At 41.6% G+C, this 20,702-nt stretch carries 24 protein-coding genes; 20 read left to right on the top strand and 4 right to left on the bottom strand.

All coding sequences use genetic code 11. The features are described 5' to 3' along the window. Positions 1-42: 42 nt before the first annotated feature. Positions 43-471 (top strand): MarR family winged helix-turn-helix transcriptional regulator, encoded by a 429-nt coding sequence (locus N9I19_RS07220; RefSeq protein WP_317777355.1) that lies wholly within the window; start codon positions 43-45, stop codon positions 469-471. 41 nt (positions 472-512) lie between these two features. Here the strand turns inward: N9I19_RS07220 and N9I19_RS07215 are convergent, their stop codons facing one another. The 3 genes from N9I19_RS07215 to mciZ form a co-directional block, all read right to left on the bottom strand. Then, positions 513-938 (bottom strand): Ohr family peroxiredoxin, encoded by a 426-nt coding sequence (locus N9I19_RS07215; RefSeq protein ID WP_317777354.1) that lies wholly within the window; start codon positions 936-938, stop codon positions 513-515. Between the two features lie 243 nt (positions 939-1,181). Further along, complete coding sequence (locus N9I19_RS07210) at positions 1,182-2,090, bottom strand: aldo/keto reductase (protein ID WP_317777353.1); 909 nt, start codon at positions 2,088-2,090, stop codon at positions 1,182-1,184. A 56-nt stretch (positions 2,091-2,146) separates the two neighbouring features. Next, on the bottom strand, positions 2,147-2,308 hold the full coding sequence (gene mciZ / locus N9I19_RS07205; RefSeq protein ID WP_089361452.1) for a Z-ring formation inhibitor MciZ: 162 nt from the start codon (positions 2,306-2,308) through the stop codon (positions 2,147-2,149). A 74-nt stretch (positions 2,309-2,382) separates the two neighbouring features. Between mciZ and N9I19_RS07200 the strand changes: the two genes are divergently transcribed. Next, positions 2,383-2,931, top strand: a complete 549-nt coding sequence (locus N9I19_RS07200) for an NUDIX hydrolase (RefSeq protein WP_061463945.1) — start codon at positions 2,383-2,385, stop codon at positions 2,929-2,931. Then, positions 2,932-4,110: an endonuclease Q family protein gene (locus N9I19_RS07195; protein WP_317777352.1), complete on the top strand. Its 1,179-nt coding sequence runs from the start codon at positions 2,932-2,934 to the stop codon at positions 4,108-4,110. Positions 4,111-4,159: 49 nt separating this feature from the next. On the opposite strand, the gene N9I19_RS07190 is transcribed toward N9I19_RS07195, so the two are convergent. Further along, positions 4,160-4,723 (bottom strand): GNAT family N-acetyltransferase, encoded by a 564-nt coding sequence (locus N9I19_RS07190; RefSeq protein ID WP_089361450.1) that lies wholly within the window; start codon positions 4,721-4,723, stop codon positions 4,160-4,162. Positions 4,724-4,861: 138 nt separating this feature from the next. Here N9I19_RS07190 and spoIIM point away from each other — a divergent pair, with 138 nt between their 5' ends. From spoIIM to lysA, 17 genes are all read left to right on the top strand, one after another. Next, on the top strand, positions 4,862-5,509 hold the full coding sequence (gene spoIIM / locus N9I19_RS07185) for a stage II sporulation protein M (protein WP_061463942.1): 648 nt from the start codon (positions 4,862-4,864) through the stop codon (positions 5,507-5,509). 119 nt (positions 5,510-5,628) lie between these two features. Continuing rightward, entirely contained in the window at positions 5,629-6,078 is a 450-nt protein-coding gene (gene fur, locus N9I19_RS07180; RefSeq protein ID WP_262870300.1) for a ferric iron uptake transcriptional regulator, read from the top strand. 215 nt (positions 6,079-6,293) lie between these two features. Beyond that, positions 6,294-6,524 carry a YqzK family protein gene (locus N9I19_RS07175; RefSeq protein ID WP_375166215.1) on the top strand — a complete coding sequence of 77 codons (231 nt, stop codon included), beginning with the start codon at positions 6,294-6,296 and terminating at the stop codon, positions 6,522-6,524. 5 nt (positions 6,525-6,529) lie between these two features. Further along, positions 6,530-7,423, top strand: coding sequence for a site-specific tyrosine recombinase XerD (gene xerD, locus N9I19_RS07170; RefSeq protein ID WP_317777351.1), 894 nt, complete (start codon positions 6,530-6,532; stop codon positions 7,421-7,423). Positions 7,424-7,719: 296 nt separating this feature from the next. Beyond that, a complete protein-coding gene (gene deoB, locus N9I19_RS07165; protein ID WP_284470280.1) occupies positions 7,720-8,907 on the top strand; it encodes a phosphopentomutase in 1,188 nt (395 codons plus the stop codon). Positions 8,908-8,922: 15 nt separating this feature from the next. Further along, a complete protein-coding gene (locus tag N9I19_RS07160; RefSeq protein ID WP_317777350.1) occupies positions 8,923-9,735 on the top strand; it encodes a purine-nucleoside phosphorylase in 813 nt (270 codons plus the stop codon). Positions 9,736-9,801: 66 nt separating this feature from the next. Further along, positions 9,802-11,106, top strand: coding sequence for a pyrimidine-nucleoside phosphorylase (locus tag N9I19_RS07155; RefSeq protein WP_284470282.1), 1,305 nt, complete (start codon positions 9,802-9,804; stop codon positions 11,104-11,106). Between the two features lie 210 nt (positions 11,107-11,316). Next, a complete protein-coding gene (locus N9I19_RS07150) occupies positions 11,317-12,483 on the top strand; it encodes a D-alanyl-D-alanine carboxypeptidase family protein (RefSeq protein ID WP_284470284.1) in 1,167 nt (388 codons plus the stop codon). A gap of 131 nt (positions 12,484-12,614) precedes the next feature. Continuing rightward, on the top strand, positions 12,615-12,965 hold the full coding sequence (spoIIAA, locus tag N9I19_RS07145) for an anti-sigma F factor antagonist (RefSeq protein WP_061463936.1): 351 nt from the start codon (positions 12,615-12,617) through the stop codon (positions 12,963-12,965). Between the two features lies 1 nt (position 12,966). Next, a complete protein-coding gene (spoIIAB, locus tag N9I19_RS07140) occupies positions 12,967-13,407 on the top strand; it encodes an anti-sigma F factor (protein ID WP_034308139.1) in 441 nt (146 codons plus the stop codon). A 13-nt stretch (positions 13,408-13,420) separates the two neighbouring features. Then, a complete protein-coding gene (sigF, locus tag N9I19_RS07135; RefSeq protein WP_061463935.1) occupies positions 13,421-14,188 on the top strand; it encodes an RNA polymerase sporulation sigma factor SigF in 768 nt (255 codons plus the stop codon). A 299-nt stretch (positions 14,189-14,487) separates the two neighbouring features. After that, positions 14,488-15,777: an NCS2 family permease gene (locus tag N9I19_RS07130; RefSeq protein WP_061466135.1), complete on the top strand. Its 1,290-nt coding sequence runs from the start codon at positions 14,488-14,490 to the stop codon at positions 15,775-15,777. Positions 15,778-15,928: 151 nt separating this feature from the next. Next, a complete protein-coding gene (locus N9I19_RS07125; RefSeq protein WP_289320101.1) occupies positions 15,929-16,552 on the top strand; it encodes a stage V sporulation protein AA in 624 nt (207 codons plus the stop codon). Further along, positions 16,542-16,964, top strand: coding sequence for a stage V sporulation protein AB (locus N9I19_RS07120; protein WP_061463933.1), 423 nt, complete (start codon positions 16,542-16,544; stop codon positions 16,962-16,964). The genes N9I19_RS07125 and N9I19_RS07120 overlap by 11 nt, the downstream gene beginning before the upstream one ends. Positions 16,965-17,007: 43 nt before the next feature. Continuing rightward, the gene (gene spoVAEA, locus N9I19_RS07115; RefSeq protein ID WP_061463932.1) at positions 17,008-17,613 is read left to right on the top strand and encodes a stage V sporulation protein SpoVABEA; all 606 of its coding nucleotides are present in this window, start codon (positions 17,008-17,010) and stop codon (positions 17,611-17,613) included. Beyond that, positions 17,570-19,054: a spore germination protein gene (locus N9I19_RS07110; protein WP_284470286.1), complete on the top strand. Its 1,485-nt coding sequence runs from the start codon at positions 17,570-17,572 to the stop codon at positions 19,052-19,054. Before spoVAEA ends, N9I19_RS07110 begins: the two co-directional genes overlap by 44 nt. A gap of 291 nt (positions 19,055-19,345) precedes the next feature. After that, positions 19,346-20,674: a diaminopimelate decarboxylase gene (gene lysA, locus N9I19_RS07105; protein WP_317777349.1), complete on the top strand. Its 1,329-nt coding sequence runs from the start codon at positions 19,346-19,348 to the stop codon at positions 20,672-20,674. Positions 20,675-20,702 lie beyond the last annotated feature (28 nt).

Genomic DNA, 20,702 nt, shown 5'->3' with positions numbered 1-20,702 from the left:
TATGCATTCATATCGGATGGACTACTACTAGCTGGTGATGTGATGAAAAGTAAAATGTTGGAAAATCAATTATGTTTCCTTCTATATGCAAGTTCAAGGGAAATGACGAAGAAATATAAACCTCTGCTTGATAAACTCGAAGTGACATATCCTCAATATCTCGTTCTTCTTCTACTATGGGAACAGGATACACTTACAGTAAAAAAGCTAGGGGAGCTGCTTGCCCTCGACTCAGGAACGCTTACCCCCATGTTGAAACGAATGGAGCAGAATGGCTTGATTGTCCGTGAACGTTCCATTGAAGATGAACGGTCTGTCATGATTAAGTTGACGGAAAAGGGGCTTGGTTTACAGGAAGAGGCCTGTTTCATTCCCGATCGCATTTCGGCTATATCGGGTGAGGATAAGAGGGTGGTTGAAGATTTGAAAGCTTCGCTGATCCAACTATTGAAAACATTACAGGAATTATAGCAAAAAGACGCTTGGGAATCCCAAGCGTCTTTTTGTCGGATTTAATCTACCTCTATTTCGAAGGCGACGTCCACATTGCCGTTGATTGCTTTTGAATAAGGACACATTTGATGTGCTTTATGAACAAGGGTCTCAAATGTCTCTTTATCAATCCCGGATCCCTTCACAGCCAAAGTTACAGCCAAGCTGTACTGATGCATCTCACCCATCAAAAGACTGACGCTTGCAGTGACTTTGGAATCGAAAGAAACGCGTTCAATTTTACCAACTGATTGTAAAGCACTATCAAAACATGCAGCATATCCAGCTGCAAAAAGCTGTTCCGGATTAGATGCTTCAGGCATCTGTTTAGCCCTAGGTGTTCCAGGCATCGCAATATCAACCGTGAAGTTGCCGTCAGCAGAAATTGCCGTTCCTTCTCTTCCGCCATCAACTGTTACAGATGTTGTAAATAATGTTTTTGTCATCATTTTTCCCCCTATTTAATCTTTCGATTGTGCACAATTGAATTGTACAACATCATTTATAGAATGGCAATGAAAAAAGTTGAAAAACAATAATGATGGGAAACTTGAAAACGGTACAGAAGCAGTATGGCCAAGTAAACGATAAAACGATGGAACGGAAATAGGCTGCCCCTCCCGTTGGTTAAACGAGGTAAGGCAGCCTACAAAACGTCCTTTGAAACAATCAGTTCAGTTCATCATTTTTTATTCCCGGTGACTTTCATATTTGTTCGCTTTGGTCAACTGCTTCAAGATATCAAGCTCGGTTTTGGACAGTGAGGAGCTGTTAGCGGCCTGGCAGTTTTCCCGGAGTTGCTGTACCGAGCTTGCGCCTGGTATAACGGTAGCGACGCTTTGATGGGACAAAACATATTGAAGTGCCGTTTCATTAAGCTTCCTATCAGAAAGTTTGTCCTTTATTTGCGGAAGCAAATCTTTAAGTTCGTGATAGCTATAGTCAAGGTATCCATCCTCGTTTGCCTTTTTAAGCATTTTCTCACTAAGCAGCCCTTTAGCAAGAGGCCCGCGGGCGATGATGCTTATCTGATTGTTGGCCAAAAGGGATATCCACTCTTCTGGGCGGCGATCGAGTAGATTATACTGCATCATAACGGAATCAAGCTCAGACTTTTCAGTGAATTCCTTGATTACATTCGGACGAATTGAGGAAATTCCATAATATCGGATATATCCATCTTTTTTTAGCTCTTCAAATGCTTCTGCTGTTTCTTCGATATTGTCTGAAGTGGTGCCTCCATGTAACTGATAAAGGTCGATATAATCAGTGCCCAATCGTTTTAAGCTATCTTTTACTGCCGTTTTAATATAAGCGCCAGATGGATCCCAGCTCCAGGCATCCTTATTTTCATTCCAACGGTTTCCAACCTTGGTGGCTATGTATACCTTATCGCGGACCGATTTTAAATTCTTTCCGACGATTTCTTCATTCATACCGAAATCATATAAGTCAGCAGTATCAAAATAATTGATTCCTTCATCTAAAGCGGCCTGTATGATTTCGGATGCCTGATTTTCAACAGTCCCCAATGACATGCATCCGAGCCCGATTTCAGATACTAGCATTTCTGAATTCCCTAGTTTGCGTTTTTTCATGTTATCCACTCCCTTTACATTCATTGTAAAGGAGAAATCCATTCCACTCAAAGAATTCACTTGATCCGTTTTAAAGGAGTGGGTGGCACCTGATGGTGTATGTCGGCAATCCAATCATTGATATAGACATATTGATTTTGCAATTGTTTTAATTTTTGAATGATTTCCCAACTCTTTCCGGATAAAGTAACGCTTTTTTCCAATACGTAAACCTTCATTAAATCGCCCTCCCTCTCTATTATGGTAAAATGTATGAGGAATCATGCTGAAATTAGAACAAGGAGTGGTCAGGATGAAAAAATTTGAAGAAAAAACGCTGTCTTCGGAAAAAATCTTCACAGGAAAGGTAATCAGCCTGCAAGTGGATGATGTAGAGCTTCCTGATGGGAAAACGGGTAAACGTGAAATAGTGAAACATCCGGGAGCAGTTGCCATCATAGCTCTTACGGCAGAAAATAAAATCATCATGGTTGAACAGTACCGTAAAGCGCTGGAGAGAAGTTTGGTGGAAATCCCTGCAGGAAAGCTGGAAAAAGGCGAAGAACCGGTCCTATCGGCAAAACGGGAGCTTGAAGAGGAGACAGGTTATGAATGCGAAAAAATGGAGCACATCATATCCTTCTATACATCCCCAGGTTTCGCCGATGAATTGGTTCACCTGTATGTGGCCCACAATTTGAAAAAGAAAGAAAATGCGGCCCCGCTGGATGAAGATGAATTTGTCGAGATGATGGAACTCACGTTGGAGGAAGCCCAAACTTATATGGCTGAAGGGAAGATCCAGGATGCCAAAACGGCATATGCCGTTCAGTATCTGATGTTGAAAAAGGCGACATCATAAATGAAAGAGTTTTACGCTGACCTCCATATCCATATTGGCAGAACGAGAAGCGGAAGGGCCGTGAAAATAACAGGTGCTAAAACGTTAACCTTCAGCAATGTGCTGCAAGTGGCAAGTGAAAGGAAGGGCCTTGATCTAATCGGGATAATCGATTGCCATTCTCCTGAAATTATCGAAGAGATCGAAGCGGGAATTCAGGATGGCGAAATCACGGAAAAGATTGAAGGCGGTCTTCAATACAAGAATACAACCATCATTCCAGGCTCGGAGATAGAAATTTATGATCAGAATTGTAATGGACCAATCCATGTCCTCGCCTATTTTCCCACTTTAAAAGCGATGAAGGAATTCTCATCATGGATGAGCGGCCATGTTAAAAATATCACATTAAGCTCGCAAAGGATTTATTGTGATGGAAGAACGTTACAAAAGATGGTGAAGTCATTGGGCGGCCTGTTTATCCCGGCACATGTTTTCACCCCATTTAAAAGCTTATACGGGAAAGGGGTGCGATCCAGTCTGACTGAAGTATTAGACCCGGAGCTAATTGATGCCATCGAACTTGGTTTAAGTTCAGATACAGAAATGGTCAAGGATATCGAAGAGTTGGAATCCTATGTATTCGTGACAAATTCTGATGCGCATTCGCTTGGGAAAATCGCTCGTGAATATCAAAAAATCCAGCTTGAAGAACCAAGTTTCAATGAGTTGGCAAAAGCCCTTCAAGAAAAAGAAAATCGAAAAGTAACCGTCAATTATGGTTTGAACCCCTTATTGGGAAAGTATCATCAAACCGTATGTTCAGGGTGTTTACACCAGGTATTGAGGGATAGTGAAAAATGTCCTGAGTGTGGTAATAAGTCCATTATAAAAGGGGTGTCATCCCGGATCAAAGAACTCTCCATTTTCAAAAAGAACGGAAGATATGGGAGGGAAAGACCGCCATATATCCACCAAGTACCACTTGATTTCATCCCAGGCCTTGGACCTAAATCCATGGAAAAACTGCTGGTGGCATTTGGAACCGAGATGAATATCCTTCATGAAGTTACGCTTGAACAGCTCATGGAAATCGTTCCTGAAAAATTGGCGGGCTACATCGATTCTGCAAGGAAAGGGACGCTTTCTTTTGAAGTGGGGGGCGGAGGCAAGTATGGAAAGGTCAAAAAGGAAAGCTAACCTGAAAAAAAGTCCTGACAGATGAGATGGTTAACTGTCAGGACTTTTTTTAGTATGTTGTTTTTGCATAAATTGAGGTGTCCCGCAATTCCTTGCCATCTGCACTTAGACAGTCATACCGCAAAGTTCCTTCAAAGGTATACCCTAGCTTCTCGGGAATCCGTCTGCTGGCAATATTCTTAGGGTCACAGCGGATTTCGACCCGCTTAGCACCATAATGGTAAAAAGCGAATTTGGTTAACTTCTCTATCGCTTCCGTTATGTACCCTTGTTTACTGTACCTCGTATCAATCCAATAGCCAATTTCAAATTTAGGGATATCCCAGTTAATTCGATGCAGACCAGTGGAGCCGATGAATTGGTCGTCTTCTTTCCTATAAATATGAAGTCTAATATCCTCTTTTAAAATAAAGTCCGCAAAAGCCTTCAGAACATTCCGTTCTAAAGTTTCCGAAGAGGCATCCTGATGGGCAAAGGGCAGCCACTGTTTCAATTCATATTTAGAATGGACAATGGCTTCGTAAACGTCAATGCCATCACCAGGCTGACAAGGCCTTAGATATAATCGAGGGGTTTCAATCTTCTCTGGGAAATCCATTAATATAGCTTTCATATCCTGCCTCCATATAATTAATATGGAAAATTATAACACGAATACAGTTAAAGGTGTTCTGCTGATGGGAAAGTTTTCTTAGCATAAATGAGAGAGTGAAAACATAGATTCTAGTAAGCGGAGTTGGGAGGATGAAAGATGAAAAAAAAATCTGTCGTACAAAATGCCGTAATGAAACATATTAACGAACATTCCTCATTATATGTCTTTATCACCGTGCTTTTTTTGATGGGTGTCATTTTTGGGGCAGTACTGGTGAATAGTTTGAGCTTTACCCAAAAGGAGGACTTGTTCTATTATTTATCGCAATTTTTCGGACAAGTTTCCAAAGGTGAATTTGCATCTTCGCATGATATGTTCAGCCAAAGTATTATGCATAATATAAAATATATCGGCGTCATCTGGATTCTCGGAATATCGGTCATAGGTTTGCCGGTCATCTTGGTTTTGTTATTTATAAAAGGAATGGTTGTTGGATTCACAGTCGGCTTTTTAGTCAATCAAATGGGATGGAGTGGGTTCTTATTATCGTTCGTCGCCATTCTGCCCCAAAATATATTCATAGTCCCGATATTCATCGTGATAACCGTCCTTGCCGTCTCACTATCAATGAAAATGATCAGCCGGATTTTCCTTAAGCAGGTCCGTGAGCCGCTTAAGCCGATAATATCACGGTATATTTTCTCGTTGGTTTTGTCGGGGTTATTTTTGATAACAGCTGCTGCATTTGAAGCGTACCTATCCCCTTCTTTAATGAAAAATGTCGTAAGCTTATTGGGTAATTGATGGAAAATTGCCCTTCCCGTAATTTTTTTTATCATTAACAAGAAATCTATTTTGACAGTTTTCCCTCTTTTGATATAATGGATAAGATAGCGGCGCGGGAGGGAATATTAGGTATGGAAATAGAAAATAGAATTGATAGGATAAAAAAGCAGTTGCACTCGTCCAGCTACAAATTAACGCCTCAGCGAGAAGCGACCGTCCGCGTTTTACTTGAGCATGAAGAGGATCATTTAAGCGCAGAAGACGTTTACCTCCTTGTTAAAGAAAAGTCGCCGGAAATTGGATTGGCAACAGTTTACCGTACGCTAGAGTTGCTGACTGAATTGAAGATAGTAGATAAAATTAACTTTGGAGACGGGGTTTCCCGTTATGATTTAAGACAAGAAGGAGCTGCGCATTTCCACCATCATCTTGTTTGTGTGGAATGTGGCGCGGTAGATGAGATCCAAGAAGACCTGCTTGAAGACGTAGAAGACATTGTGGAACGCGACTGGAACTTCAAGATAAAAGACCATAGATTAACCTTTCATGGCATTTGCCATCGATGTCATGGCAAAGAAGAAAATTAAGGTGAATGAAGTCGGACCTTTTCCATTTGATGGAGAAGGTTTTTTGCATTTTTAAAAGGCTAAAAACCTATTGCGAGGCATCTCAAGAAAAATATCAGGATGAAGAATGATTTTTTTCACGTAAAGGCTGTTTTTGCTTTCTCCTTGCCGAAACACGTATAAAACTTGTCCTGTTGGGCATAGATTGATACAAAGGATCGAATGGGAGGGGAAAGATGATGAAAACATCCTTATCGCTTGTTTTGCATACGGCTAAAGTGATGATTCTCTTTGTTAGCTTCACTGTTCTTTTTTATATAGGAATGGTATGGTTGAATCAGGAATATCAAAGTTATCATCGTTATGATGAGCCCAAAGGTATGGCTGTAAAAGTATCAAAGGCAGTTGATACGGGTGATGATGCATGGCTTGAACGCTTAATGTTGTTTTATTTAAACGGGGAGTAATGAATATGGAGAATCAAATTAGGGATTTCATTCATTTTTTAACCATTGAAAAAGGACTTGCCAAGAATACGCTCGTTTCCTATGAGCGCGACTTAAGATCATATTGGAGCTATCTGAAAGATGTTGAAACCATTAACGACTGGAATGATTCACGGCGGGTGAACATCTTGCATTTTCTCGTCCATTTGAAGGGTCAAGGGAAATCATCGAAGACGGTAGCGCGCCATATTGCCTCCATTCGATCTTTTCATCAATTTCTTCTAAGGGAAAAGGTAACCGATCAGGATCCGTCCATACATATAGAAACGCCAAAGCCGGAACGAAGCCTTCCAAAAGTATTAAGCATGGAAGAGGTTGAAGCATTATTGGAAGCCCCGAAGATATTGGATGAATTCGGATTGCGCGATAAGGCGATGCTGGAACTGATGTATGCGACAGGTATGCGTGTCAGTGAATTGATATCCATGGATGTGGGGGATGTCCATGGATCGATGGGTTTTGTCCGTTGCGTAGGGAAAGGAAAAAAAGAGAGGATCATTCCGATTGGGCAAACGGCATTGAGTGCCATTGAACATTATATGGAAGGGGCTCGAGGGAGATTGGCCAGCACCAAGCACAGGACTGATTCACTTTTTTTGAATCATCATGGCAACAGGCTGACAAGACAGGGATTTTGGAAAATTCTAAAAAAACTTGTAAAATCGGCACAAATAGAAAAAGAAATTACACCACATACACTGCGTCATTCTTTCGCGACACATCTATTGATGAATGGGGCTGATTTACGTGCCGTCCAAGAAATGCTGGGTCATGCGGATATTTCGACAACTCAAATTTATACACATATTACGAACGTACGGATCAAGGATGTATATTCAAAATTCCATCCGCGAGCTTAAAAAAATAGTAGAATGATAGAAAGGTTGTGAATTTAACTGCGAGACAGTTAAAGGGAGCAGCCTTTTTTTTATGGACCGGGCTGCAAAATGGATGCAGACGATTCTCGCACCATCTGATGGCACTTTGTTTCATTTCGAAATATATTATTTGTCTCAATCAAGGGTAATCGTTTACAATGTAGAGAGGTCAGACTTCTGACGTTCTCGTGATTTCATTTAATTGAAGAGTATCTGAGCAGAATAAGGGTATTATAGGGAGTATAAAAAGTGATTTACTATTTTAGGAGGAATGACTCATGAAAGGAAATTCAGCGTTTAAACGTATATTTGTTGTGGTTATGGATTCAGTTGGAATTGGCGAAGCACCTGATGCCGATTTATTCGGTGATAAAGGGGCGGATACACTCGGCCATATCGCTGAAAAAATGAATGGATTGAAAATGCCGACTCTCGCAAAATTGGGTTTAGGAAATATCCGTGAAATAAAAGGGATTGATAAGGCTCAGCAACCTCTCGCATACTATACGAAAATGAAAGAAGCATCTACAGGAAAAGATACGATGACTGGACATTGGGAAATAATGGGGTTGAATATATCCACCCCATTCCGTGTATTTCCCGATGGTTTTCCGGAATTATTAGTCAATGAACTTGAGACGAAAATGGGACGTGGAATAATTGGGAACGTCCCGGCAAGCGGAACGGAAATCATTGAAAGACTTGGTGAGGAACATATGAAAACGGGTGCGTTGATCGTATATACATCAGCTGATTCCGTTTTACAGATTGCTGCACATGAAGATATCGTTCCGATAGACGAATTATACAAGATTTGCGAAATTGCTCGTGAGGTGACAATGGCTGATGAGTTCAAGGTTGGGCGAGTGATTGCCAGACCTTTCACGGGTGAACCAGGCAGCTTCAAAAGAACGCCTAACCGTCATGATTATGCATTGAAGCCTTTTAACCGGACAGTAATGGACGAATTGAAGGATTCTGGATATGATGTTCTCGCAATCGGGAAAATCTCGGATATCTTTGATGGTGAAGGCGTCACTGAATCATTAAGGACCGTATCTAATATGGATGGAATGGATAAATTAATCCAAACGATAGAACAGGACTTCAAAGGGTTAAGTTTCCTGAACCTAGTCGACTTCGATGCTTTATACGGCCACCGCCGCGATCCAGAGGGATACGGAAAGGCATTGGAAGAATTCGATGCTCGGATGCCGGAAGTCCTTGAAAAACTGAAAGAGGATGATTTATTGATCATCACTGCCGATCACGGGAATGATCCGGTACATGAAGGAACCGATCACACACGTGAATATGTGCCATTATTGGTCTATTCCAAACAATTTACAGAAGGTGCCGAGCTCCCAATTAGAGATACATTTGCTGATATCGGGGCGACGGTCGCTGCCAATTTTGATGTCAAAATGCCTGCCTTCGGGAAAAATATATTGGGCGATATAAAATAAGGGGAGATTAAAAAGATGTTTAATAAAATAGAGACAGCTGCGTCATTTATAAAAAATAAGATTGAAGGCTCCCCGGAGATAGGACTGATTCTTGGTTCTGGACTTGGAGTATTGGCAGATGAAATTGAAAATCCCATAACGATCCCATACCACGAAATACCGGAATTTCCGGTATCGACTGTTGAAGGACACGCCGGACAGCTTGTCATTGGTCAATTAAGTGGCAAAAAAGTTGTAGCAATGCAGGGGCGTTTTCACTTTTATGAAGGATACTCCATGGAGAAAGTCACATTTCCAGTACGTGTAATGAAACTTCTTGGAGTTGAGCAGTTAATTGTAACGAATGCTGCGGGAAGCGTTAATGAAAGCTACGCACCTGGTGACTTGATGCTCATTACGGATCATATTAATTTAATGGGGGCAAACCCATTGATTGGTCCTAATGAAGAGCGTTTCGGCCCTAGATTCCCTGATATGTCAGAGGCTTATAATAAAGGCCTTCGGACACAAGCTAAAAAAATAGCATCAACACTCGGGTTGGATATTAAAGAAGGTGTATATATCGGGAATTCAGGACCGACTTATGAGACACCTGCCGAAGTGAAAATGGCAAGGATCCTTGGCGGGGATGCAGTTGGAATGTCAACAGTTCCTGAAGTTATCGTAGCTAGACATAGCGGTATGAAGGTGCTAGGAATATCATGCCTTACCAATATGGCCGCAGGCATTCTGGATCAGCCTTTGTCGCATGTAGAGGTAATTGAAACAACGGAAAAAGTGAAAAGCAGTTTTCTGGAATTTGTTAAGCACATCGTTAAAGACATATAAAACGATCCAAAAAAATACAAGTACACCTTTTTAGAAGCGGTGTCTTTAAAAAGTGGGGATTCTAATATGAGAATGGTAGATTTAATCGAGAAAAAGCGTGATGGAAAGGCTCTTTCTACTGAAGAAATACAGTTCATAATCCAAGGGTTTACCGATGGATCGATTCCGGATTACCAAATGAGTGCTTGGTCGATGGCTGTTTATTTCAAAGGGATGAATGAGCAGGAACGTGCTGATCTAACCATGGCAATGGTCGAGTCGGGCGATCAAATTGATTTATCGATGATTGAAGGAATTAAGGTCGATAAACATTCAACAGGCGGTGTGGGTGATACCACAACATTAGTACTTGGACCATTGGTTGCTGCTGTAGGTGTTCCGGTGGCAAAGATGTCAGGACGCGGCCTCGGACATACAGGCGGTACGATCGATAAGTTGGAGTCTGTAAAAGGCTTTCATGTCGAAATAGAAAATGACGAGTTCATTCGACTTGTAAATAAAAATAAGATAGCTGTCATTGGGCAAAGTGGCAACCTGACCCCAGCGGACAAAAAGTTATATGCATTGCGCGATGTTACGGCTACCGTTAATAGTATCGGCTTGATTGCCGGCTCGATCATGAGTAAGAAAATCGCTGCTGGTGCAGATGCGATTGTACTCGATGTTAAAACGGGAGCAGGCGCTTTCATGAAAACTCTCGAAGATTCCGAAGAGTTAGCGCACGCGATGGTGAGCATTGGGAACAATGTGGGACGAAATACGATGGCTGTCATTTCTGATATGAGCCAACCGCTGGGTTACGCAATCGGAAATGCTTTAGAGGTGAAAGAAGCCATCGATACGCTTAAAGGGGAAGGGCCGGAAGATTTAACGGAACTTTCTTTAACGCTAGGAAGCCATATGGTATACCTTGCCAAAAAGGCAAGCTCGCTGGAAGAAGCAAGAACCCTGCTTGAAAATGCGATTAAAGATGGTTCTGCACTTAACTCATTCAAGGTCTTCCTAGAAGCGCAAGGAGGCGATGGTTCGGTTGTAGATCAGCCGGAAAAACTTCCGCAGGCTGCTCATACTTTCGAGCTGGAAGCGAAAGTGGACGGGTATGTATCGGAAATCATCGCTGATGAAGTAGGAACGGCAGCTATGCTTTTAGGAGCAGGCCGGGCGACAAAAGAATCAGAGATAGATTTGGCAGTCGGGCTGGTACTCCGTAAAAAAATCGGAGAAACCGTTGTAAAAGGTGAATCCCTTGTGACGATTTACAGTAATTTTGAAGATGTTTCAAAGGTAAAGGAAAAATTATATGAAAGCATTGCGATTTCAAAAGAGAAAGTAGAAAAACCTACTTTGATCTATAAAGAGATTATGGAATAAATTTTTTCAAAAAAAGGCCGCTCATTATTTAGAGCGGTCTTTTTGTCTGTCCCAATGAATGTTTAAAAGAGGATGCCCATGCGCAGCCTCTTTTATTTTTTTGTAAATTTATTACTTGATATCCATTATATGATCTTAAATTCATCTTTATTTGTATAAAAATGGGTTTGATGGAAAAAATAAATCATATAAAGATTGGAGGGTATGGAGATGAAGCGGATTCTTTCTCTATTTTTAACCGTATTAGTAGCAATGGGTTTTAGCATCCCGCATACAGAAGCAGCTGAAGAAAAAGGTGTCGAGCTGGCGGCAAATGCTAAATCCGCTATTTTGATTGAACGGGATACAGGTACTGTTCTATATGACAAAAATGCAGATGTTCGCCTTTCACCGGCAAGCATGACAAAAATCATGACGATGCTGCTAATCATGGAAGCGGTCGATAAAGGCGAACTTAGCATGAAGGAGAAAATCAGGACTAGTGAGTATGCGGCATCGATGGGCGGTTCCCAGATCTTCCTCGAGCCCGGTGAAGAGATGACTACAGAACAAATGCTTAAGGGCATCTCGATTGGTTCGGCGAATGATGCATCGGTCGCGATGGCTGAACGTCTTGCTGGTTCGGAAGAAGAGTTTGTTAGGAAAATGAACAAAAAGGCGAAAGAACTCGGGTTGAAAAATACAAAGTTCCAAAACGCAACAGGCCTTCCTGTTAAAGATCATTACAGTTCGGCCCATGATATGTCGATCATGGCGAAGGAACTATTGAAATACGATACGATTACAAGGTTCACGGGTACATATGAAGATTATCTCCGTGAAAATACCGAAAAGAAATTTTGGCTTGTCAACACGAACAGATTAGTGAAATTTTACCCTGGAGTGGATGGACTGAAGACAGGATTCACAAATGAAGCGAAGTATTGTTTGACAGCAACAGCAAAAAAAGGGAATATGCGTGTCATTGCCGTCGTTTTCGGAGCCGTTTCTCCAAAGGAACGAAACGCTCAGGTCACCAAGATGTTAGATTATGCATTTTCACAATACATCACATATCCGATTTACAAACGCGGCGAGGTGTTAGGTGAAGCAAAGGTAAGTAAAGGCCACAAGAAATCCGTGGTGGGAGTGACAAGTGAACCTATTTCAGTCTTGACAGCCAAAAACGGAACGGCAAAGGATTTTACAAAAAAAATCACTATTGAAAAAGATTTGAATGCCCCCATTAAAAAAGGTGATCAAATTGGAACGCTTGAATTGAAGAAAAAGGGTAAGGTTTATGTCGAATCTCCGATTGTCGCAAAGGAAACTGTTGAAAATGCCAGTTGGTGGCAATTGTATAAAAGGGCTTTCGGCATGTTTACCCAAGCTAAATAGAATAAATTGTCGCAATGCCTGTTAATCTTACTAATTTAGGCGAAACACCACTAGTTTTGCCTGTAAGAAGGAATTGGCAGGTGAAAAAGAGAATTTGACTCCTTATAAGACAGTGAAGGAGGCTGTATATAGTGAGTCTTACGATTAATATGGAGGCGAAAAACCGCGTATTGTGCATTCGTCTCAAAGGTGATTTAGATCATCATACAGCAGAAAAATTGAAAAACCAGGCAGAGGCAGCTATTCAAAAGCATAACATCAAGCATATTATCCTTAACATGGAAGAATTGCATTTTATGGACAGTTCAGGGCTCGGAGTTATTTTAGGGCGGTATAAGCAGGTAAACAAAAAGCAAGGTGAAATGGTGGTCTGTGCAATTTCTCCAGCGGTAAAGCGGTTATTTGAGATGTCAGGGTTGTTTAAAATTGTTAAAATGGAACTATCCGAAAAAAACGCTTTGCAAAGACTGGGGGTTGCCTAAGATGAAAAATAAAATGGAAACAAAATTTTCTGCACTAAGCCAAAACGAATCTTTTGCAAGGGTAACTGTTGCGGCTTTCATTGCCCAATTGGACCCGACGATGGATGAATTGACAGAGATCAAGACTGTCGTGTCAGAGGCCGTTACGAATTCGATTATCCATGGGTATGAGAGTGACCCGGAAGGCTGGGTCTACATTTCAGTGGTCATCGAAGGCGATACTGTGGAATTGACCATCCGTGATGAAGGACTGGGCATTGAGGACGTCGAGGAGGCTAAACAGCCGTTATTTACGACAAAACCCGAACTTGAACGTTCCGGTATGGGATTTACCATCATGGAAAACTTCATGGATGAAATCAATATAATTTCCCATAAGGGCGAAGGTACGATCATTCGATTAAAAAAGCACTTAACTACAAGTAGAGCTTTGTGCAATTAAGGGAGACTTGCATATGGATGTGGAGGTTAAAAACCAGAAGAGCAAGAAAGGCCAGCCCCATTTAAAAGATGAGGAATTACGGAATTTAATCCAACGCAGCCAGAGCGGTGACCAAGATGCAAGGAACCTGATTGTCAATAGCAATCTTAGGCTTGTATGGTCAGTCGTGCAAAGATTCCTCAATCGAGGTTATGAACCGGACGACCTTTATCAAATAGGCTGTATTGGCTTGTTGAAGTCCGTGGATAAATTTGACTTATCGTTTGAAGTGAAATTCTCAACGTATGCTGTACCAATGATCATTGGTGAAATCCAACGTTTTATCCGTGATGACGGAACGGTTAAAGTAAGCCGGTCTTTAAAGGAAATGGCGAATAAAATTCGCAGGGCCAAGGAGGAGCTTTCCAAGACGTATGGCCGCGTTCCGACTGTCAATGAATTGGCGGAACACCTTGAGCTGTCGCCAGAGGAGATCATCATGGCCCAAGAAGCTAGCAGAAGCCCTTCATCCATCCATGAAACGGTTTACGAAAATGATGGAGATCCCATTACTCTTCTTGACCAGATTGCCGATCATAACGAAACATCTTGGTTTGATCAAATCGCTTTGAAAGAAGCCATACATGAATTGAATGAGCGCGAAAGGCTGATTGTTTTCCTGAGGTATTATAAAGATCAGACGCAATCGGAAGTAGCGGCAAGGCTTGGTATTTCCCAAGTTCAGGTGTCAAGGCTGGAAAAGAAGATTCTTCAGCAAATGAAAAACCACATGAATCAGTGATTCATGTGGTTTTTTTTTTGGCTGGAGATAAATCTTGTTTTTAGGAAAAAGTAATAATAATTCCCTCAGTGATCCGGGTAGATAAAAATGAAAATATGAGTGGATTCATTTTTTAGTTGAATTTAGAATTAAAAACGAATATTATAGTAAAGGTCGCGTTTTTCATTCGCTTTTTTATCTTTCTTTCAACGAATAATTGATAAGGAAAAGCGTTAATGCAGTACAATTTTAGGACACCTTGTCTTTACGTGCAAACGGTTGTCGGTGTTTCCTTTAGATCTGGAGGTCTAAATATGTTTATGGAAAAGTTTTTCTCCCTGAAAGAAAATGGGACGGATGTCCGTACAGAAGTCATGGCGGGTGTTACGACATTTTTAACTATGGTTTATATCCTTATTGTGAATCCGGCTTTATTGTCTTCAATCGGAATTCCATTTGAACAGGTTTTCATGGCAACAGTCATATCAGCGGTGATCGGTACCCTTATCATGGGGCTGGTAGCAAAATACCCGATTGCAATAGCGCCAGGTATGGGTTTGAATGCTTATTTCGCCAGCGTAGTGGGGGCTCAGGGCCTCTCATATCAGACCGTATTCGGTACGGTTTTTATAGCAGGTTTGCTATTTCTATTAATTAGCGTGACAAGCTTGCGTAAAATGATAATTGATGCGATTCCTAACTCATTAAAATATGGAATCACATCCGGAATTGGTTTATTCATTGCGTTCATCGGATTGAAAAACGCTGGAATCGTTGTACCTAATGAATCAACGATGGTGACTCTTGGCGATTTGCATCAGCCTGGAACCGTTTTAGCGTTAGCAGGCTTATTCATTACCTTGATTTTTATGGCCCGTAATATTAAAGGGGCAATTTTTATTGGTATGATCATTACGGCAATCATTGGCTACTTTATCGGTTTGCTCAACTTTGATGGAGTCTTATCTGTACCTCCAACACCGGTATTTTTCGATATCGATATTGCCGGGGTCTTCACGCATTCTTTATATTCAGTTGTTTTCGCCTTTTTACTTGTGACGATCTTTGATACGACAGGTACCTTGATTGGCGTGACGGAACAGGCAGGATTAACGAAGGATGGGAAAATCCCTCGTGCAAAGAAAGCATTTTTAGGTGATGCGATTGCGACGACAGTCGGCTCGATGTTTGGAACAAGTCCTTCAACAGCTTACGTTGAATCGAGCACAGGAGTGGCCGCAGGCGGACGTACTGGGTTAACTGCTACTGTTGTGGCAATCCTATTCGCTGTATCGATTTTCTTTTCTCCATTAATATCGGCAATTTCTTCAGTTCAAGCAATCACAGCTCCCGTATTGATCATCGTAGGATGTTTTATGATGGAAGGCCTGGCTAAAGTCAATTGGAAAATTTTTGATGAAGCATTTCCGGCATTTGCGATCATTTTAACGATGCCGCTTACTTCAAGCATATCTACAGGGATTGCGATCGGATTCATAACATATCCACTTATGAAGGTATTCAGCGGAAAAGGAAAATCGGTACATCCGCTCATTTATATTTTTGGATTGATATTTTTGGTTCAGCTGATTTTCTTCCCCACTCATTAATTTATGAATGAAAATCAAAAAGACACGCTGTCGTTGCAGCGTGTCTTTTTTTGTTATCAATTAGTAATATCTGGACATGGGTCACTTCCTGCATTTTCAATCTGTTTCCAATCCATACTACTAGCATAAGGAAATAAAAGGTCGGGATGTGATGGAAGTGGCAGTTGTATATATCAGGATGAGGAACCGTGTACAAGTAAATGGAAATCAAACGGTGAGGATAAAAGATATTGCAAGGATAATCGGACCTGAAGAAGTGATTCAAATAATCGAGGACATCATATTATTAACGGTCAAGAAGGAAGATAAGAATATTATTGTCATTGATTTGGCTCAAGTTATCATGGCCATTCGCAAAATGGATCCGACTATTGAAGTGGAGACATTCGGGCCCTCCCAAACGATCATCGAAGTCATTCTCACGAAAAAGAAAATGTCATTCCTAACTTTCGCCTTAGTCTGGTTCCTGTTGTTTGTCGGCGGCGGGATGACCATCATGAATTTTCATGTGGATGTAAGTATGGGGGAAGTACACCAAAAAATCTTTACTATTATAACGGGAAAAGTGGAAGAAAAGCCGTTGCTGATCCAAATCCCATATAGTTTCGGCCTTGGTATAGGCATGATCTTATTTTTTAATCACTTTTTTAAAAAACGCTTCAATGAGGAACCTAGTCCGCTCGAGGTTGAAATGTTCAACTATCAGCAGGATTTGGACAATTATGTAACCATGAATGAAAATAGGGAGAACGTGCGCCATCTTGATGACAGGTAAAATTATCTTCGGAATCTTTGTCGGTTTAGCTGGAGGTTTCGCGACAGGTGCCGGTTTTGTAGCGTTTTTAACTGTACTTGGTGTGATTCCGAGACTGACTCAGCTGACAAAAACAATGAAAATGATACATTTCTACGAAGGGGCCATCATTGCCGGCGTTGTCGCAGGAACATGGTTCGGATTACAGGAAACGGAACTTGCCCTCCCGAAACTTTTGTTAATTCCGATCGGTTTGGCAGACGGGATCTTTAATGGGATGCTTGCTGCTGCCTTAACTGAAGTCCTGAATGTATTTCCGATTCTGTCTAAGCGAATCGGTATTCAAGAGAAAATCATTTATCTGTTGATGGCACTCGTATTGGGGAAAATAGCCGGATCATTATTCCAATGGATTTATTTTGGCGATTTATAAGTTTATGAGGTAACTATTCCTGATGATGAAAGGTAGGCCCAAGATGGTGACTAAACGAAAAGTGATATTGATTACGGACGGAGATGAGTATGCTAAACGGGCTGTCGAGCTTGTGGCCAAGGAAATTGGGGGAAGATGTATCTCCATGTCCCAAGGTAATCCATCACGATATACTGGCTTGGAGCTTGTTGAATTAATAAAAAAGGCAAAGTATGATCCAATATTGGTCATGTTTGATGATAGCGGTTTTATCGGTGAAGGATCAGGCGAACAGGCAATGAAGGTAGTTGCCGGACATCCTGATATTAATGTCCTTGGCGTGATAGCGGTCGCTTCAAAGACTAGAAGGGAAGAATGGACCAAGGTGGATATCTGTATTGACCGGGATGGTAATTTGACACCGAACGGGGTGGATAAATACGGCGCTGAGGAATTTGAACTGGGCAAGATTACAGGAGATACAGTGTATTGCATCGATCAATTACAAGTTCCCATAGTTGTAGGGATAGGGGATATCGGAAAAATGTCCCATCAGGATGATTTTAAAAGAGGAGCACCGATCACGAAGTTAGCGGTCGAAATCATATTGGAAAGGAGTGGTCATGATGACTTCAGAAAAACCTCGAAACATGAAACCGATTCCGAATAGGGTAACGGAAGTTGACGCGTATATGGAAGAGAAAGTAGGTCTGGGCGTCAGCTTCGATTTAGGAGTAAGAAGGGTAAAGGTCTTAAGAAAAGATGTTCATCTTTACTATATAAACGGCCTGACGGATACCGAGTACATCATTGGAATTCTGGACTCGCTAATCCATAATAAGAATTCTGATATCATGAGTGGAAAAGTTTTTGATGTAATCAAAGGCTTGCTCGTACACCAATCAGTTGAAGAATTAACGACGATGGATGAGCTGGTTGATAAGGTATTATCAGGATTAATAGTCATCGTTGTCGATGGCAAACCAATAGGATTGGTTGTTGATGTCAGGAGTTATCCCGGAAGACAGCCAGTTGAACCCGATACGGAAAAAGTCGTCCGTGGATCCAGGGATGGTTTTGTCGAAAACATCATCATTAATACAGCGATAACAAGAAGAAGAATCCGGGATGAAAGATTACGATTTGAAATGCTGCACGTAGGGGAGCGTTCGAAAACGGATATATCCATCGGCTACATAGAAGATATTGCCGATCCTGATTTAATAGATATCGTTCGTAAGGAATTGAATAGCATTGAGGTTGATGGCATAACGATGGCTGATAAAACGATCGAAGAGTTCATCGTCAAGCAAGGATATAACCCATACCCGCTTGTAAGGTATACGGAACGGGCTGATGTAGCGGCAACACATTTACTTGAGGGTCATGTCCTGATTTATGTGGATACGTCACCGAGTGTCATCATTACTCCGTCCACTCTTTTCCATCACATGCAACATGCTGAGGAGTATCGGCAGGCACCTGCTGTTGGAACGTTGGTGCGCTGGACACGTTTTCTAGGGATATTCGTTTCGTTATATTTGTTGCCGATATGGTTATTGTTTGCTTTGGAACCATCGCTTTTACCGGATAAGTTAGAGTTTATCGGACCAAATCATAAAACGCATATACCAACTGTGGTCCAAATCTTCATTTCCGATATAGGAATAGAATTCTTAAGGATGGCAGCCGTTCATACCCCGACCCCGCTTTCTACGGCAATGGGCTTGGTTGCGGCAGTTTTGATTGGACAGATTGCGATAGATGTTGGCCTATTTGTTCCTGAAGTGGTTCTCTATGCTTCCGTAGCGGCAATCGGCACTTTTGTCACCCCAAGTTTAGAATTGGGGGTTGCGAATAAAATTTCCCGTTTAGTATTGCTAGTGTTGGTTGCTATCTTTAAAGTACCTGGCTTAATCATAGGCATCACACTCTACATTATTTTGCTTACTAGTATAAAAACGTTAAATACACCTTATTTATGGCCGCTTATCCCCTTTCAGCCAAAGGGAATGTCACATATCCTATTAAGAAGACCTTATCCAGGAGCTGCGGAGCGTCCTAGTATTGTGCATCCCCAGGATAAATATAGGCAGCCGAGAAAATCTTAAGGTTGATGTTGTCGAAAAGTTGTGGTAATTTAATTTTATTCGGATAAAGCGGTAAAGTTAAGGCTTCACAAAGAGATAGAGCGCTTATGGCTCTTTGAAGTTAAACCAATCTGTCTTTCCCTTCGAACTACGAAGCAGTCATAGTGAACAATATCCAATGGGATAATCGATTGATTCAGATGAGGCTTGTTCATAAAGACACCTCTTTTTAACTTGCATGAGGGTTGCTTTATTTGAGGCTGCCTCATTTCTTATCAATCTTTAGTTTTAAGTCAGGAAGGTGAGGCTATCATGCATTTGTACGGAACCAGTGGTGTCAATGAACGTGGACATCTGGAGATTGGCGGAGTGGACACGATCGAACTGATCGAACAATTTGGCACTCCATTATATGTTTATGATGTAGAGCTAATTCGTGAACGGGCAAGAGGATTCAAGAGAACTTTTGAAGAATTGGGGATCTCAGCCCAAGTTGCATACGCAAGTAAGGCTTTCTCTTCGATTGCCATGATTCAGTTGGCTGATCAAGAAGGGCTTTCTCTCGATGTTGTCTCAGCGGGGGAATTGTATACGGCAATTAAGGCAAATTTCCCAACTGAGCGCATTCACTTTCATGGAAATAACAAAAGTGAAGAAGAGCTGCATATGGCTTTGGATTATGAAATTGGCTGTATAGTAGTCGATAATTTTTCAGAGTTGGCACTTTTGGAAGAAATTTGTACAAGCCGTGAACAAAAGGTGAAAATCCTTCTTCGTGTAACACCAGGAATTGAAGCCCATACGCATGATTATATCTTGACAGGGCAAGAGGATTCGAAATTTGGTTTTGATCTTATTAACGGACAGGCGGAAAGCGCTCTTCGACAAGCGCTGAAAAGCGAGTTTCTGGAAGTGCTGGGACTCCACTGCCATATCGGTTCCCAGATCTTTCAAACGACCGGTTTCCTTCTGGCGGCCCAAAAAATTATCGGCAAGTTAAATGAATGGCATGGTTCGATAGGGTTTCAACCAAAGGTATTGAATCTCGGAGGGGGATTCGGAATTCGGTATACACAAGAGGACGACCCGCTTCCGGCATCTCAATATGTAGAAGAAATCGTTAGGGAAGTACAGAACCTGATTGCTGACTCTGATTTAGTGATGCCTGAAATCTGGATTGAACCTGGCCGTTCATTAGTCGGAGACGCCGGTGTGACCTTGTATAAGGTCGGTTCTGAAAAGGAAGTGCCTAATGTCCGTAAATATATTGCCGTTGACGGGGGCATGAGTGATAACATACGTCCAGCTCTTTATGAAGCGAAGTATGACGCAATTCTTGCAAACCGCCCACTTGACCCTGTAGAAGAGACAGTGTCCATTGCTGGGAAATGCTGCGAAAGCGGAGATATGTTGATTTGGGATTTACCATTGCCAAAAGCCGGACGCGGTGATGTCTTGGCAGTCTTTTGTACAGGGGCATATGGATATTCCATGTCGAATAATTACAATCGGATTCCGAGACCGGCTGTCGTCTTTGCCGAAAAAGGAGAAGCCCGATTGGTCATCAAACGTGAGACGTACGAAGATCTTATCCATTTGGATTTGGCCCTTCATGAAGCGGCCGTCGTCAATAAAGAATAAAAAAAGGATGGCATCGGCCATCCTTTTT

Source organism: Peribacillus sp. CSMR9, from assembly GCF_033141925.1.
Classification (GTDB): domain Bacteria; phylum Bacillota; class Bacilli; order Bacillales; family DSM-1321; genus Peribacillus; species Peribacillus simplex_A.
Note: the sequence above shows the minus strand (reverse complement) of the source record. Positions and strands in the feature narration are given on the sequence as shown.

What these genes read in the sequence shown, in the direction of transcription:
- N9I19_RS07220 (WP_317777355.1), top strand. Translation starts at nt 43, where the DNA reads ATGAAAAGTAAAATGTTGGAAAATCAATTATGTTTCCTTCTATATGCA.
- N9I19_RS07215 (WP_317777354.1), bottom strand. Translation starts at nt 938, where the DNA reads ATGACAAAAACATTATTTACAACATCTGTAACAGTTGATGGCGGAAGA.
- N9I19_RS07200 (WP_061463945.1), top strand. Translation starts at nt 2,383, where the DNA reads ATGAAAAAATTTGAAGAAAAAACGCTGTCTTCGGAAAAAATCTTCACA.
- mciZ (WP_089361452.1), bottom strand. Translation starts at nt 2,308, where the DNA reads ATGAAGGTTTACGTATTGGAAAAAAGCGTTACTTTATCCGGAAAGAGT.
- spoIIM (WP_061463942.1), top strand. Translation starts at nt 4,862, where the DNA reads ATGAAAAAAAAATCTGTCGTACAAAATGCCGTAATGAAACATATTAAC.
- N9I19_RS07155 (WP_284470282.1), top strand. Translation starts at nt 9,802, where the DNA reads ATGAGAATGGTAGATTTAATCGAGAAAAAGCGTGATGGAAAGGCTCTT.
- N9I19_RS07110 (WP_284470286.1), top strand. Translation starts at nt 17,570, where the DNA reads ATGACTTCAGAAAAACCTCGAAACATGAAACCGATTCCGAATAGGGTA.
- N9I19_RS07160 (WP_317777350.1), top strand. Translation starts at nt 8,923, where the DNA reads ATGTTTAATAAAATAGAGACAGCTGCGTCATTTATAAAAAATAAGATT.
- N9I19_RS07175 (WP_375166215.1), top strand. Translation starts at nt 6,294, where the DNA reads ATGATGAAAACATCCTTATCGCTTGTTTTGCATACGGCTAAAGTGATG.
- spoIIAB (WP_034308139.1), top strand. Translation starts at nt 12,967, where the DNA reads ATGAAAAATAAAATGGAAACAAAATTTTCTGCACTAAGCCAAAACGAA.
- lysA (WP_317777349.1), top strand. Translation starts at nt 19,346, where the DNA reads ATGCATTTGTACGGAACCAGTGGTGTCAATGAACGTGGACATCTGGAG.
- deoB (WP_284470280.1), top strand. Translation starts at nt 7,720, where the DNA reads ATGAAAGGAAATTCAGCGTTTAAACGTATATTTGTTGTGGTTATGGAT.
- N9I19_RS07210 (WP_317777353.1), bottom strand. Translation starts at nt 2,090, where the DNA reads ATGAAAAAACGCAAACTAGGGAATTCAGAAATGCTAGTATCTGAAATC.
- xerD (WP_317777351.1), top strand. Translation starts at nt 6,530, where the DNA reads ATGGAGAATCAAATTAGGGATTTCATTCATTTTTTAACCATTGAAAAA.
- sigF (WP_061463935.1), top strand. Translation starts at nt 13,421, where the DNA reads ATGGATGTGGAGGTTAAAAACCAGAAGAGCAAGAAAGGCCAGCCCCAT.
- N9I19_RS07195 (WP_317777352.1), top strand. Translation starts at nt 2,932, where the DNA reads ATGAAAGAGTTTTACGCTGACCTCCATATCCATATTGGCAGAACGAGA.
- N9I19_RS07130 (WP_061466135.1), top strand. Translation starts at nt 14,488, where the DNA reads ATGGAAAAGTTTTTCTCCCTGAAAGAAAATGGGACGGATGTCCGTACA.
- N9I19_RS07150 (WP_284470284.1), top strand. Translation starts at nt 11,317, where the DNA reads ATGAAGCGGATTCTTTCTCTATTTTTAACCGTATTAGTAGCAATGGGT.
- N9I19_RS07190 (WP_089361450.1), bottom strand. Translation starts at nt 4,723, where the DNA reads ATGAAAGCTATATTAATGGATTTCCCAGAGAAGATTGAAACCCCTCGA.
- spoVAEA (WP_061463932.1), top strand. Translation starts at nt 17,008, where the DNA reads ATGGTGACTAAACGAAAAGTGATATTGATTACGGACGGAGATGAGTAT.
- N9I19_RS07120 (WP_061463933.1), top strand. Translation starts at nt 16,542, where the DNA reads ATGACAGGTAAAATTATCTTCGGAATCTTTGTCGGTTTAGCTGGAGGT.
- N9I19_RS07125 (WP_289320101.1), top strand. Translation starts at nt 15,929, where the DNA reads ATGGAAGTGGCAGTTGTATATATCAGGATGAGGAACCGTGTACAAGTA.